Raw genomic sequence first — 14299 nt, 5'->3', positions numbered from 1 at the left:
CGCCTGTCGGTGTCAGAACAACTGGCCCAGGCGAGCCTTTTCCAGAAGCAGCGTCGGCGGCCGGAAACGTTCGCCATATTGCTCGGCCAGGTACTGCGCACGGGCGACAAAATCCTGCATCCCGTACTGATTGATGAACTGCAGGGCGCCCCCGCTCCAGGCGGCAAAGCCGATGCCGAAGATCGAGCCGATGTTGGCGTCCGCCGTGGAGTGCAACACTCCCTCCTCCACACAACGCACGGTCTCGATGGCCTGGACGAACAGCAGGCGATCCCGCACATCCTGGGGCGAGATCTGCCCGTCGGCCTTGTAGAAGCGCGTGCGCAACTGCGGCCACAAATGCTTCTGGGCACCAGCCGGATAATCGTAGAAACCGCCACCGGCCGCCTTGCCCGGGCGCTTGTATTCGTTGAGCAGCAGGTCGATCACGGCAAATGCCGGATGTTCGATGGCCGGCTTGCCCTCGGCCTGCAGGTCCTTGGCGGTCTGCTGGCGGATATGGCTCATCAGGCTCAGGGAAACCTCGTCGGAAATCGCCAGCGGCCCCACCGGCATCCCGGCCTTGCGCGCTTCGGTCTCGATCATCGGCGCCGCGATGCCCTCGCCGAGCATGGCGATGCCTTCGTTGGTGAAAGTGCCGAACACCCGGGAGGTGAAGAAGCCGCGGCTGTCATTGACCACGATCGGGGTCTTCTTGATCTGCAAGACAAAGTCGAAGCCCCGGGCCAGGGTTTCATCGCTGGTTTTCGCACCCTTGATGATTTCCACCAGGGGCATCTTTTCCACCGGACTGAAGAAATGCAGGCCGATGAACTTGTCCGGGTTCGGCACTGCCGTAGCCAGACCGGTGATGGGCAGGGTCGAAGTGTTGGAGGCGATCACCGCGTCACCGCCGACCACCTGCTGCGCAGCCCGGGAGACCTTGGCCTTGAGCTCGCGATCCTCGAACACCGCCTCGATGATCAGGTCGCAACCGGCCAGGTCGGCATCCTCGGCGGTGGTGCGGATCCGCGCCAGGGTGGCGTCCCGCTGCTCGCGGCTCAACTGCCCGCGAGCCACCTTTTTCTCCAGCAGCGCCGCCGAGTGGGCCTTGCCCTTCTCGGCCGCCTCGGAGCTGATGTCCTTGAGCACCACCTCGATACCCGCCACCGCACTGACATAGGCAATGCCCGCGCCCATCATGCCGGCGCCAAGCACCCCGAGTTTTTTCGTGACCTGCGGCGGCATGCCCTGTGGCCGTGAGCTGCCGGCATTGATCTGGTTGAGCTGGAACCAGAAGGTGCCGATCATGTTCTTCGCCACCTGGCCTGTGGTCAGCTCGGTGAAGTAACGGGTCTCGATCAGTTGCGCGGTGTCGAAATCCACCTGGGCGCCTTCGACGGCAGCGCAGAGGATCTTTTCCGGCGCGGGGAAGCAACCCTGGGTCTTGGTCCGCAGAATCGATGGGGCGATGGCCAGCATCTGCGCAACCTTCGGGTTCGACGGCGTGCCACCAGGGATCTGGTAGCCGCGCACATCCCAGGGCTGCTGCGCGCCCGGGTTGGCGAGGATCCAGGCCCGAGCCTTGGCCAGCAGGTCGTCGCGGTCCGTCGCCAGGGCATCGATCAGGCCTGCTTGCAACGCCTGCTGCGGGCGCACTTTCTTGCCTTCCAGCAGATAGGGCAGAGCCTTTTCCAGGCCCAGCATGCGCACCATGCGCACCACCCCGCCGCCGCCGGGCAACAGGCCCAGGGTGACTTCCGGCAGGCCGACCTGTACCGATTTATCGTCCAGGGCAACGCGATGATGGCAGGCCAGGCAGATTTCCCAGCCGCCGCCCAGGGCCGCGCCATTGATTGCAGCGACCACCGGCTTGCCCAGGGTTTCCAGGGCTCGCAGCTGGTCCTTGAGGGCCAGCACCATGTCGTAGAAAGCCTTGGCCTCGGGCCTGCCGACCTTGATCAGCTCATTGAGGTCACCGCCGGCGAAGAAGGTCTTTTTCGCCGAGGTGATGATCACCCCGGCAATCGATTCCTGCTCGGCCTGCAAGCGCGCCACGGCACCGGCCATGGCGTCGCGGTACAGGGCATTCATGGTGTTGGCGCTCTGGCCCGGCATATCGATGGTCAGGACGACGATCTGGTCCTGGCCTTTTTCGTAACGGATGGCATCGGTCATGAAAGGGATTCCTTGAAGTCGGGGCTCAGAGGCGTTCGATGATGGTGGCGATACCCATGCCGCCGCCGACACAGAGGGTTGCCAGGCCATAGCGCTGGCGCCGGGTTTCCAACTCATCGAGCAAGGTGCCGAGGATCGCGCAGCCGGTGGCCCCCAACGGGTGGCCCATGGCGATGGAGCCGCCGTTGACATTGACCTTGGCCGGGTCGATGGCCATGTCCTTGATGAACTTGAGCACCACCGAGGCGAAGGCTTCATTGACTTCGAACAGGTCGATGTCCTCGACCCGCAGCCCGGCCTTGGCCAGGGCCTTGCGGGTGGCCGGCGCCGGGCCGGTGAGCATGATGGTGGGGTCGGTGCTGGTGACCGCCGTGGCCACGATCCGCGCCCGGGGCTTGAGCCCCAGCTCGCGGCCCTTGGCTTCGGAGCCGATCAGCATCAGCGCCGCGCCGTCGACGATGCCCGAGCTGTTGCCGGGGGTATGCACATGGTCGATCCGCTCCACATGGCTGTAGACCCGTAGCGCCGTGGCATCGAAGCCCATCTGCCCCATCATCTCGAAACTCGGCTTGAGCTTGCCCAGGCCCTCCAGGGTCGAATCGGCGCGAATGAACTCGTCATGGTCCAGCAGCACGATGCCGTTCTGGTCCTGCACCGGCACCAGGGATTTGGCAAAGGCCCCGCCAGCCCGGGCGCGGGCGGCCTTCTGCTGGGAGTGCAGGGCGAAGCGGTCGACGTCCTCCCGGGAGAAGCCTTCCAGGGTCGCGATCAGGTCGGCGCCAATCCCCTGGGGGGTGAAATGGCTGTGCAGGTTGGTCTCCGGGTCCAGCACCCAGGCCCCGCCGTCGCTGCCCATGGGCACCCGCGACATGGACTCGACGCCGCCAACCACCACCAGTTCCTCGAACCCGGAACGCACCTTCATCGCCCCCAGGTTGACTGCCTCCAACCCGGAAGCGCAGAAGCGATTGATCTGCACCCCGGCCACGCTTACGTCCCAATCCGCAGCCTGGACCGCGGTCTTGGCGATATCGGCGCCCTGATCACCGATCGGCGTCACACAGCCCAGGACCACGTCGTCCACCTGGCTGGTGTCCAGCTCGCAGCGCTGCTGCAGGGCGCGCAACAGGCCCGCGGCCAGGTTCACCGGTTTCACGCTGTGCAGGGCGCCATCGGCCTTGCCTTTGCCGCGGGGCGTGCGTAACGCATCGAATATCAAAGCTTGGGTCATGACGTCCTCGAACCGCTGTGCAGGGGAAAATGTCGAGCTCCCACCTTAGGCGCGGCAGCGTCGGATTCAATGACCGATGCGCTCAGCCGCCTTGACGCCGACGCTCAGACGAACGGTAGGCAGCTAAGGGCTCTGCCGATGAAGGGTCGCGAGCTGTCTAGCCAGAGGGCGGCCAAGGCACGCCCGGGCCGATATATAGCCTTTTAATAAATCAGAAATATAAATTCATATGAATTGGATCTAAGCCAGAGGATTCAAGGCCCCTAAGGTAGAAACTGTAGGAAGTTCCAGACGGATTCTGCACTGGGGCAAGTAAGAAAAAGGACACATAGCCGGTTCATAGTGACTCGTAATGGAGTTCACCCACCGGCATGCATTGACGCTCAGGAATAACAACAAAAGGCATTCAGCCATGTTCAAGCATTCGAAAGTACGTCAGGCGGGGCTCATTCTTTTCGCAACCACACTGCTGTTGATCTTGCCGAATCTCACCAAAGTGATCGGCTGATCTGTGGCTGCTCGATCAACGAGACGGAAAATTGTCCCCGGTTCCTACCGGGGCCCGGACTTGTGTGCCAGTCTTCCTGAGGAACACCAAGGGGAAGACTCATGCGCCATTGGATTGCACTCGCCACACTCCTGAGCGCCTTTCACGCTCACGCCGGAATCATCGACGTCAACCGCGCGGTGGACGAAATCAATGATGGAGCGTTGATCCTCGATCTGCGCAACGAGAGCGACTTTGCCGCCGGCAATGTGCACAACTCGCTGCAGGTCAATCTCGAACTGGAGGATGGCACCGGCATCAGCGCCGAGGGCCTGGCCTATCAGTTGCGCAAAGTGGTGCTGGACCCAAACGCCACCGTGGTGATCTACAGCGACACCAACCAGCACGCCCTTGAAGCCGAAGACACGCTGGTCAAGCACGGCTATTTCGGTATCGTGAACGGCGGCAACTACGAAGAGCTCCGGGACGCCCTGTTCGACCATGTGTCGCGACCGGACGACGTGCTTCCCGGCGACGAACCCACTGACGACGACCCGACGGCCATCAATTGAAAGTATTCCTCCTTGGCGCTGCCCTGCTGCTGAGCAGCCCGCTGCACGCCGCGCAACTGCTGATCGACCTGGGCTCCGCCAGCCACCCCTGGCAGACCGAAGAACTGCTAAGGCACCCCCAGGCCCAGACCATTACCATCAAGGACGATGTGTCCTACAAGCGCGACATGCAGTACCGCGCCGTGCCCATGGCGACCCTGCTCAAGGGCCTGAAGGCCGAAGACCATCTTCAAGCCGTGGCCCTGGACGGCTTTGCCGCGGAGCTCAGCGCCGCGCCGCTGCTTGAACGCCAGGGCGCCCAGGCCTGGCTGGCCGTGGAGGACCCGAGCCGGCCCTGGCCTGCGCTGGCTGCCGACAAACCCAGCGCCGGGCCTTTCTATCTGGTGTGGACCGACCCTGCCGCCGGGCATATCAGCCCGGAGCAATGGCCGTTCCAGGTGGCGCGCATCCAGCGCCTGGAGCCAGTGGCGCAGCGCTTCCCGACCCTGCTTCCGGATCCGCAGTTGGCGGCCACCGATCCGATCAACCAGGGCTTTGCCCTGTTCCAGAAAAACTGCCTGGCCTGCCACCGGCTCAACGGTGCCGGCGATTCACAGTTCGGTCCGGACCTGAATATCCCCTACAGCCCCACCGAGTATTTCAGCGGCGATTTCCTCAAGCGCTATATCCGCGATCCGCAAAGCATGAGGCGCTGGCCCCAGGCGAAGATGCCCGGGTTCAACAACAACGTGCTGCCGGATCAGGAGCTGGACCTGCTGCTGGGGTATCTCAGGCATATGGCGGGGCGCAAGCAGGTTCCCTGAGCCTTGTGACATCGCCTTTGCCACCTCTGGCACCTTCGCCGGCAGCCGGCTCCTAGCGAAAACGCGTGTTACTGCTGGAGCACCCTGGCGTGCATCTGCTCACCGGCGGCGCCCCGGTGCATGCCGCGCACCGGGCAGGCATCCAGGTAGTCCAGGCCCACCGCCAGCTTGAGGTGGCGCTCGGGCCGCGCCAGTTGGTGGGTCACATCGAAGCTGTACCAGGCGCCTTCCAGCCAGGCTTCGGCCCAGGCGTGGCCAAGTAATTGCCCGCTGTCCTCGCGGTACAGATAACCGGAAACAAAACGTGCCGGAACGCCCAGGCTACGGGCACAGGCAAGGAAGGCGTGGGTGTGGTCCTGGCAGACCCCGGCGCGCCCGGCGAAAGCCTGCGCCGCACTGGTGGCCACGTCCGTTGCCCCAGGCGTGTAGGCCATGAGCTGGTGCAGCCCAAGCATCAGGTCGATCAACCCTGTGCGATCACGCCGCCTTGCGCATTGCCGGCCGGCGAACTCGCGCAACTGCGCATCCGCCTCGGTCAGGCTGGTGAAACGCAGGAATGGCAAGGGCGACTGGCATTCATGCTCGGCCTCGCGCAGCTCATCGATATCCACTTGGCCACGGGCGCCGATGATCACCGCTTCGTGGGGCTCGTCCAGGGTCAGTACGTGCAGGATGTTGCCGAAGGGGTCCCGTTGCGCACGCACCGGTCGTGGCAGATCCAGCTGCCAGCAGAGCACTTGCTGGCGCTCGCTGTCATGGGGTGTCAGGCGCAGGTACTGGATGCTGGCGCCTAACGGATCGGCGTAGCGATAGGTGGTTTCATGGCTCACGGACAGTCTCATGCCGCCTCCAGATAAGAGCGGTGAATCGCGTTGCCCAACTGGCGCACCAGGGGGATGAAGTCGGTCAGCCAGGCGTGCAGGCCTTCGTCGAGAATCTGATCGATACCGATGTAGCGCAGGCGTGCATCCATCTGCGCCGCCAGACGCTGGGCCGGGCGCCCGTTGTCGCCGGGCAGGCTGGCGAGGATCTGGTCGATCTCCTCGGTACAGGCCCGCAGCGAGCGCGGCACGTCGGCGCGCAACAACAGCAGCTCGGCCACATGCCGGGCGCCGGGGGCCTCGCGATAGACCTCGGTGTAGGCCTCGAAGGAAGACAAGGCCCGCAGCAACGCACTCCACTGGTAATAGGCATGGGCGGTGCCGTCGCACACCGCATCGGCCTGGTCGCCGGCCATCTCGTAGCGTGCGTCCAGCAGGCGCAGGGTGTTGTCGGCGCGCTCGATGAAGGTTCCCAGGCGGATAAAGCGAAAGGCGTCGTTGCGCATGATGGTGCCGTAGGAGGCGCCACGAAACAGATGGGAGCGCTCCTTGATCCATTCGCAGAAGCGGTTCATGCCATAGGCACTGAGGCCCTGGCTGGCGATCTGGTGGATGTCCAGCCAGGTGGCATTGACGTTTTCCCACATGTCGGCGGTGATCCGCCCGCGTACGGCATGGGCACAGGCCCGGGCCGATCCCAGGCAACTGTAGATACTGGCGGGGTTGGCCGGGTCCAGGGCGAAGAACTGCAATAGCTGCTCGGCGTGCAAGGCCTGGTGGCGGGCGTGGTAATCCTCCAGGGTGCCGGTGATCAGCAGTGGCATGGCCAGCTCGTGCAGGCCATCGCCGCGCCCGTCCTGGGGCATCAGCGACAGGGAATAGCTGACATCGAGCATCCGCGCCAGGTTTTCCGCGCGCTCCAGGTAGCGTGACATCCAGTACAGGTCCGAAGCGGTTCGACTCAACATGGCAGGCTTCCTTAATCCTCGACCACCCAAGTGTCCTTGGTCCCGCCGCCCTGTGAGGAATTCACCACCAACGAACCTTCACGCAGGGCCACACGGGTAAGACCACCGGGCACCACACGGGTTTCACCACCAGAAAGGACAAAGGGCCGCAGATCGATATGCCGCGGGGCGATGCCGCTTTCGACAAAGGTCGGGCAGGTGGACAGCGCCAGGGTTGGTTGGGCGATGTACGCCTCGGGCCGGGCCTTGATCCGTACGCGGAACTCCTCGATCTGCGCCGCCGTGGCCGCCGGCCCCACCAGCATGCCGTAGCCGCCGGAACCCTGGGTTTCCTTGACCACCAGTTGCGCCAGGTTGGCCAGCACATGGGACAACTCGGCGGGCCGGCGGCACTGCCAGGTCGGCACGTTCTGCAGAATCGGCTCTTCGTCCAGGTAGAAGCGGATCATCTCGGTGACATAGGGGTACACCGACTTGTCATCGGCCACCCCGGTGCCGATGGCGTTGGCCAGTACCACAGTGCCCGAGCGGTAGGCTGCCAACAGGCCGGGCACGCCGAGCAGGGAATCGGGGTTGAACGCCAGGGGGTCGAGGAAGGCATCGTCGAGACGACGGTAGATCACATCCACCGCCTGCGGGCCGGCGGTGGTGCGCATGAACACCCGGTCGTCACGCACGAACAGGTCGGCACCTTCCACCAGCTCCACTCCCATCTCCCGAGCCAGGAACGCATGCTCGAAAAATGCGCTGTTGAAGCGCCCCGGGGTCAGTACCACCACCGTCGGATTGTCCAGGGGGCTGGAGCTTTTCAGAGTATCGAGCAACAGGTTCGGGTAATGGTCGATGGGGGCGATGCGCTGGGCGGCGAACAGCTCGGGAAACAGGCGCATCATCATCTTGCGGTCTTCGAGCATGTAGCTGACGCCGCTGGGGGTGCGCAGGTTGTCCTCGAGCACGCAGTAGCGGCCGCCGCCGTCGCGTACCAGATCAACTCCGCAGACATGGGCATAGACATCACCGTGCAGGTCCAGGCCCTGCATGGCCAGCTGGTACTGCTGATTGGCCAGGACCTGCTCGGCGGGAATGATCCCGGCGCGGATGATTCGTTGCTGGTGGTAGAGATCGGCCAGAAACAGGTTCAGCGCCCGTACCCGCTGGATGCACCCTTGTTCGATGATCCGCCATTCCCGGGCCGGGATGATGCGGGGAATGGTGTCGAAGGGAATCAGCCGCTCGGTGCCCTGCTCATCGCCGTACAGGGTAAAGGTGATGCCGGCACGGTGGAACAGCAGGTCGGCCTCGCGACGGCGGCGGGCCAGGAGTTCGTCGGGGGTATTGGCCAGCCAGCGGGCGAACTCGCGGTAATGCTCGCGAACCTGGCCGTCGGCCCCATGCATTTCATCAACAGCGCTGTGGTTCATGCCGTACTCCCTGTCACCTGCACACCCGGGCTTCGCCAGCCCTGTGCCTTCGGCACAAGCGCCCCAAAATCAGTCCGTTGCAGCCCAAGGCCGATGCCCGCATAACCGATGCATGCGGACCGCCCCTGCCCCGGCCATGGCTGGCATCGGTCTTGGCTATCACCAGCATAGTCAGAGTTGATTTCACTGCCCGCTGGCCGCTGGGGATAATCGCGCCTATCGAGCAAACACTTCGCCAAGCCTGATGAAGTCGCTGCTGCAACCTTGATGACGCCGATGACAACCGGGTCCGGGCTCTCCCGACCGGTTCCCTCTCCTGACCGGTCTTCCCTTTTAGCCACCCTCTCGGGTGGCTTTTTTTTACCTTGTGCGGGCCCCGAAAACACAATTGGCCGGCCCAGGGGCCAGCCAATTGTCTGTCTCGGTATATCTAGCGCAGGCTATACCAGCCGTCCACGGATCTCCTGTTTCACTCCCCAGCCCTCAATGATGCCGCCCAGGGGCTCGACCACCGCCTCGAAGTCCTGTTCAAAATCCCCGATGCCGCCATAGGTGGCGTACATCACCTTGCTCAGTTCCAGGTACCAGGCGCCGTCGTCACGCACGCTGACCTGGGCATTCAAGGATTCACCGCGAAAATGTCCTGCCGCCCTGCGTGCCCGCTCCTCATCCGGAAAAATGGCGTAGAACTCGATGGGATGGAATCGTGAAAAGTCGAAACCGCCTTCTTTCATGCGGCGCAGCACACTGCTGCTGATGTCTTCTTGAACGGCTGTGCTCATGAAACGTCCTCCTCAAACCGATGGATAGACTTTCCGTGTTTCCCGAACCGCAGGCCAAAGGGACCGGCATCACGACCCGGGGCGGGTCGTCAGGAAACAAGCATGGAGCTGACAAGATCAGAGCCTAGCGAAGAATTCGCTGATCTCGTTTGCAGATTAGCGCCTTGCTCTGGACGTCGCCAGAAATTGCTGCGAAGCGCGCTCTACCCTCTCTAGATCGGCGTGATACTGAGAATCTGAATGCTGTTCTGTTCTTTCAGGCTCTTGAGGGTGGGATCCTCGGTGCGCCCGTCCAGATCGTTCAGGTCCAGTTCGGCACTCACTGGCAACAACTTGGCCCGCACCAGTTGTGCGGCACGTTCCATCGTCGGTTGCTGGTCGCAGTCGAAATGCTCGACGGACTGGACACCATGATCGTCAACGAAAGTGACTTGCCACTTTTGCATCAGTGCCTCCTCGATAGCCCCATGAGTGGGCTGACAACATCTCGACCCTGAGCAACGGGCAATCGTTCCACCGCGCTGCCGGAACACATCAATGACAAGGCCGCCCGAAGGCGGCCCTGATAATGCTGGCAAAACTCAGCCGATCAAGGCTTTTCGGCGCGAGCCTTGAGTGCCTTCAGGGTGTTGAACGGCGCATCCACCACGAACTTGTTGGCCAGCCAGGACGGCACGCTGCCACCCGGCTCGGTGTGCACCTGGTAAGTCACTTCCACCTGGTCGGCGCCTTTGGGTACGAACTTCCAGTAGCCCTCGACCTGGGCCACCCGCACGAAGCCTTTCTCTTCAGGGATGTAGGTGGGCACGCCCTCCAGTTTGCGGGTCAGGCTACCGTCGGCCGCTTCGCTGGTAGTGATATGCAGCACCGAGTCACGGGCAGTGACTGGCCACGGGGTGTTGAACTGGGTGTAGGTCCAGCTTTGATCGCCCTCGTGCTTGAGCAGCTTCTGGGTCTTGCACTCGTGGATCCAGGAGCAGGCGCCCGCCACGTCCTCCTGAAGCGCGCGGAGCTTGGCGATGGAGGTCTTCATGGTGGTCACACCACGGTAGGCCTTGTATTTGGAGCCGGCCACTTCACTCAAGGAGACCTTGATGCCGTCTTCATCCTTGGCGGTTTGCCAGTCTTCGGCGTGGGCCGTTGCCGACAACAGCACGGTTAAACCACAGAGCACAGCCATTCGTTGCAGCGAACCCATTGTCTTATTCCTTATTGTTGAAGTTCCGTTCATTGAGAACACTCTATGCCGCGGTCACTTGTTCCCACCAGCCAATCAGGCGGATGGCTTCTTCGCGGCTTTCGCCACACACCTCGGGATCCGCCAGGAACGCCCCACACACCGCCGGCCGCTCCGGCAGGCCGAACAGCCCGCACAGGTGTTCGACAGAAAGATGCAGGCAACGTTCTCCCGCCGGCTTGCCCTGGGGCATTCCGGGAATCGGGGTGCTGATGGAAGGGGCGATGCAGCAGGCGCCACAACCTTCACGGCAGTTCATGAGGAAAAGCTCCTTGCGACAAGCTGAGTGTTGAATGACGCCCGCCAAGAGTAACCGCTAAAACAGCCGTTTAAAATTACTCAAAGAACGGATTTGACGCACAACCGTGCGTGACTGATCAGTCTCCGACAAAGTGTCGAGCCAACCCGTCACAGAAGAGGATGAAGAATTTACTGCTTGAACTCGAAATCCAGGGCCGCGCCTTCGATATCCCGACGTTCCTCGTTGCGCAGCTGCAATTGCATTTCATTGCTGAGCAAGCGGCCGTTGAGCTGGAACGGGCTACTTTCCTTGGGCTTCTCGCCAAACATCTGCGGCAGCAGCGGCTCGCGCTTGGGTAGCGGCACACTGCCCACCGGCTGCAGGTGCTTGACCATTTCCGGCGGCAGGCTCAAGTCCACCTTGGCACTGGGCAACGGTGTCTTGATGTCCTGATAGGCCCATTTGGACTTGGGCTTGACGGGCGCCTTCTTCGCCGCGGACTTGCTCTTGCTGGCACTGGCCGAAGGCTTGGCCTTGCTGGCCGGAGCCTTCTTGGCAGGGGCCGCCTTAGTGGCGTGGACCGCCCCCGCAGCCGGCTTGTCCTGGGAGGAAGCCGCCTGGACAGGAGCCATGAAGGCGGTTCCCAACAGACAGACACTTAACCAGAGGGCAGGTAGAAAGGCTTTCATGAAAGACAGGTAGATCGACAAAAGGTCCTCTATGCTCGCTTGTTGCAGGCCCCATGACAAGCACAGGGCCACACTGATTAAAATCCGCCCGCCGCCTCCTGGCACAACTGGCTGGCAAGCATTCCCAAAGTCATCAGGGCCCGCTCGGCCTCGCGATTCCAGGGCGTACCGCAATTGAGCCGCACACAGTGGTTGAACTGCTCGGTGTTGCTGAAGATCAGCCCCGGGGCGATGCTGATGCCCTGCTGCAAGGCTCGCACATGAAGCTCCTGGGTGTTGACCCGCCCCGGCAGGCTGACCCAGAGAATGAAGCCCCCGTTGGGCCGGGTGATCTGCGTGCCCTCAGGGAAGTACTGCTGCACCGCCAGCTGAAAGGCGCTGAGATTCTTCCGGTATTCCTGGCGGATGTACCGTAAATGCCGGTCATAACCGCCGTTTTCCAGGTAGGCCGCAACCCCCATCTGGGTCACGCTGCACGCTGAATGGGTGCTGAAGGTCTGCAGGCGCTGGATCTCCTGCTGGTACTTGCCGGCAATCATCCAGCCGATGCGCACGCCGGGAGACAGGGTCTTGGAGAAGCTCGAACAGTAGATCACCCGATCCAGGCGGTCATAGGCCTTGAGGGCCTTGGTACGCCCCACCTCGAACATCAACTCGCCATAGATATCGTCCTCGACCACCTGGATATCGAAATCCGATGCCAGGCGCAGCAACTGCTTCTGCCGCTCCTCGGGCATGGTGCCACCCAGGGGATTGCTCAGGCGTGTGGTCAGCGCCAGGGCCTTGATCGACCATTGGTTGGCCGCCAGTTGCAGGGCTTCCAGGCTCATGCCGGTGGACGGATCACTGGGAATCTCGATGACCTTGAGCCCCAGCAAGTCCGCCAGTTGCAGCAGGCCGTAGTAGGTCGGCGACTCCGCAGCAATCAGGTCCCCGGGCCGGGTCAGTACCCGCAATGACATCTGCAGGGCATCGACGCAGCCGTGGGTGATCACCACTTCCGACGGGTCGACCACCACCCCGGCATCGCGCATGCGAATGGCCACCTGACGCCGCAGTGGCTCGAAGCCCGGGCTAAACATGTAACTGAATGCCCGGGGGCTGTGGAACCGGGTGACCTTGGCCAACTGCTGGTGCAGCGCCCGTACTGGCAGATAGTCAACGCTGGGCACTGCGGCCCCCAACGGAAACACACCTTCGCGACGGGACTCCACCAGCACCTGCTGAATGATGCTGCTGCGGGTCACCAGCCCCGGGCGCTCGACCCGGGCGATATCCGGCGTTGGCGCGGTCAGCGCCGGCGTCTGGTGCACGTAGTAGCCCGACTGCGGGCGCGCGCGAATCAGCCCCTGGTCTTCGAGGTTGGCGTAGGCCTGGAGTACCGTGGCGTGGCTGACATTGAGCTGCGAGCTCATCTTGCGTACCGACGGTACGCGCTCCCCCGGCTGGTAGACACCACGGCGAATATCCTCAGCCAGTTGCTGAGCGATACGTTGATAGAGCAAGAGATTGGTCATGGCGCAGCACTCGATTTCACGGCGTTTTATTCTTGTGTGAAACAATACCGGCACAGTTTAGAAGTGTACTGGGACAGTTTCTACAATAGTCGAGGACACGGGGCAGTGAAAAGCATAACTGTAGGGTTTTTGTGAACCTCTTGGCAGGCATAAAAAAACCCGACGCGGGCAAGGCGTCGGGTTTTTCCGTGGCACTGGCGCAGCTTCAGCGAGAAGCGCCCAACTGGCCTTTTTCGTCGGAGAACACGATCTCTACCCGACGGTTCTGCGCCCTTCCCCGCTCGGAAGCATTGGCCTCCACCGGATAGTCGTCGCCATAGCCTTCGACCTGGATGCGTTTTTCATCGATACCCAGGTCCACCAGCACATCCGCCACGGCTTGGGCGCGGTCCTTGGACAACTGCAGATTGCTCTGGCGCTCGCCGGTGTTGTCGGTGTAACCCTCGATGCGCACCACGCGCTTGGGGTTCAACTGGAGGAACTGCACCACCTTGAGCACAGTGCGGTTCGCCGAGTTCTTCAGTTCCGCTTCGCCGGTATCGAACAGCACGTCCCCCAGAGTCATCACCAGACCGCGATCGGTCTGGGTGGTGGCCAGGCTGATGATCTGTTCTTCCAGCCATTTGCCCTGCTGCTGCACGCTGAGCAACTTGGCTTCGCGCAGGGCCAGTTGCAGGCGCTGGCGCTCCAGCTCGAGCTTGGCCGCACGCTCGTTGTTGAGTGCCTGTTCGGTATGCTCACGGGCGATTTCGCTGTAGCGCCGACTCAGGTAAGCGTAATGCTCCACATCGCCACCGCTGCCCCAATAGGTGGAGAGGCGATCGGCACGTGCCAGGGACTCCCCGGCACGGATCACGTCCTTGGGCGCGATACGCAGCACGTTGGAGTCTTCCTTGACCTTCTGGAAGTCGTTACTGGCCTGCTGCAGGGCTTCTTCGCTGTGCTGGCCAGCGCAGCCATAGAGTCCGGCGCATGCCAGGAGCACTGCACTGCCGATGATCCGGGTAGACAGATTCATTGGGCATCTCCCAGTTGCTTGCGCAGGCGAGTGATGCGGGTATTGAGTGCATTCACCTGTTCCTGGCTCTTGCGGGTCAGGACCTTGGCTTCGGCCAGGCGCGCATCCAGTTCGGCCTGTTCGGCGCGCATCCGCGCTTTCTTGTAGGACTCATCCTGCATGTTGCCCTGCGCCCGGGAGAACTTGTCTTCGGCCAGTTTCAACTCGGGCATGTCCTCGGCAGAAGCCCCCACGGCCTTGGCCTGCTCCAGCGTCTGCGCGGTGAGGCGCATCTGCTCGATGGGCGCCGGATCGGTTGCACAACCCGCCAGGGCGAGAACAGCCATGGCGGCGAAAAGAGGTCGAATAGTCACAC

Annotated in this window: 15 protein-coding genes; 2 read left to right on the top strand and 13 right to left on the bottom strand. The window is 62.6% G+C overall.

Going from position 1 to position 14299, the window contains the following annotated elements; genetic code table 11:
* Positions 1-12: 12 nt before the first annotated feature.
* Both AC1RL5_RS27690 and AC1RL5_RS27685 read right to left on the bottom strand, forming a co-directional pair.
* Positions 13-2157 carry a 3-hydroxyacyl-CoA dehydrogenase NAD-binding domain-containing protein gene (locus tag AC1RL5_RS27690; RefSeq protein WP_103406989.1) on the bottom strand — a complete coding sequence of 715 codons (2145 nt, stop codon included), beginning with the start codon at positions 2155-2157 and terminating at the stop codon, positions 13-15.
* Between the two features lie 25 nt (positions 2158-2182).
* Positions 2183-3388 carry an acetyl-CoA C-acetyltransferase gene (locus tag AC1RL5_RS27685; protein WP_011060156.1) on the bottom strand — a complete coding sequence of 402 codons (1206 nt, stop codon included), beginning with the start codon at positions 3386-3388 and terminating at the stop codon, positions 2183-2185.
* Between the two features lie 609 nt (positions 3389-3997).
* On the opposite strand from AC1RL5_RS27685, the gene AC1RL5_RS27680 reads away from it, so the two are divergent.
* A complete protein-coding gene (locus tag AC1RL5_RS27680) occupies positions 3998-4447 on the top strand; it encodes a rhodanese-like domain-containing protein (protein WP_011060155.1) in 450 nt (149 codons plus the stop codon).
* Positions 4444-5250 carry a c-type cytochrome gene (locus tag AC1RL5_RS27675; RefSeq protein ID WP_492589931.1) on the top strand — a complete coding sequence of 269 codons (807 nt, stop codon included), beginning with the start codon at positions 4444-4446 and terminating at the stop codon, positions 5248-5250. The genes AC1RL5_RS27680 and AC1RL5_RS27675 overlap by 4 nt, the downstream gene beginning before the upstream one ends.
* 68 nt (positions 5251-5318) lie before the next feature.
* Here the strand turns inward: AC1RL5_RS27675 and AC1RL5_RS27670 are convergent, their stop codons facing one another.
* The 11 genes from AC1RL5_RS27670 to AC1RL5_RS27620 all read right to left on the bottom strand — a co-directional run bounded on the left by AC1RL5_RS27670 (position 5319) and on the right by AC1RL5_RS27620 (position 14297).
* Positions 5319-6092, bottom strand: a complete 774-nt coding sequence (locus tag AC1RL5_RS27670; protein ID WP_492589929.1) for a transglutaminase family protein — start codon at positions 6090-6092, stop codon at positions 5319-5321.
* Positions 6089-7039: an alpha-E domain-containing protein gene (locus AC1RL5_RS27665; RefSeq protein ID WP_011060152.1), complete on the bottom strand. Its 951-nt coding sequence runs from the start codon at positions 7037-7039 to the stop codon at positions 6089-6091. The genes AC1RL5_RS27670 and AC1RL5_RS27665 overlap by 4 nt, the downstream gene beginning before the upstream one ends.
* An 11-nt stretch (positions 7040-7050) precedes the next feature.
* A complete protein-coding gene (locus AC1RL5_RS27660) occupies positions 7051-8460 on the bottom strand; it encodes a circularly permuted type 2 ATP-grasp protein (RefSeq protein WP_093406420.1) in 1410 nt (469 codons plus the stop codon).
* Positions 8461-8900: 440 nt separating this feature from the next.
* Positions 8901-9242, bottom strand: a complete 342-nt coding sequence (locus AC1RL5_RS27655) for a ribonuclease E inhibitor RraB (RefSeq protein ID WP_011060150.1) — start codon at positions 9240-9242, stop codon at positions 8901-8903.
* Between the two features lie 212 nt (positions 9243-9454).
* Positions 9455-9688 (bottom strand): hypothetical protein, encoded by a 234-nt coding sequence (locus AC1RL5_RS27650; RefSeq protein WP_015634724.1) that lies wholly within the window; start codon positions 9686-9688, stop codon positions 9455-9457.
* Positions 9689-9831: 143 nt separating this feature from the next.
* Positions 9832-10440, bottom strand: a complete 609-nt coding sequence (locus tag AC1RL5_RS27645; RefSeq protein ID WP_011060148.1) for an START domain-containing protein — start codon at positions 10438-10440, stop codon at positions 9832-9834.
* A gap of 43 nt (positions 10441-10483) precedes the next feature.
* Complete coding sequence (locus tag AC1RL5_RS27640) at positions 10484-10738, bottom strand: YkgJ family cysteine cluster protein (RefSeq protein ID WP_011060147.1); 255 nt, start codon at positions 10736-10738, stop codon at positions 10484-10486.
* A gap of 170 nt (positions 10739-10908) precedes the next feature.
* A complete protein-coding gene (locus tag AC1RL5_RS27635; RefSeq protein WP_072451729.1) occupies positions 10909-11409 on the bottom strand; it encodes a translation initiation factor 2 in 501 nt (166 codons plus the stop codon).
* 77 nt (positions 11410-11486) lie between these two features.
* Positions 11487-12926, bottom strand: a complete 1440-nt coding sequence (locus tag AC1RL5_RS27630; protein ID WP_492589927.1) for an aminotransferase-like domain-containing protein — start codon at positions 12924-12926, stop codon at positions 11487-11489.
* 205 nt (positions 12927-13131) lie between these two features.
* The gene (locus AC1RL5_RS27625) at positions 13132-13944 is read right to left on the bottom strand and encodes an OmpA family protein (RefSeq protein WP_011060144.1); all 813 of its coding nucleotides are present in this window, start codon (positions 13942-13944) and stop codon (positions 13132-13134) included.
* Entirely contained in the window at positions 13941-14297 is a 357-nt protein-coding gene (locus tag AC1RL5_RS27620; protein WP_011060143.1) for a DUF4398 domain-containing protein, read from the bottom strand. Before AC1RL5_RS27620 ends, AC1RL5_RS27625 begins: the two co-directional genes overlap by 4 nt.
* Positions 14298-14299 lie beyond the last annotated feature (2 nt).

The sequence above is a fragment of the Pseudomonas sp. GW822-FHT06D10 genome (assembly GCF_058799535.1).
This window is presented reverse-complemented; position numbering and strand designations above follow the sequence as displayed.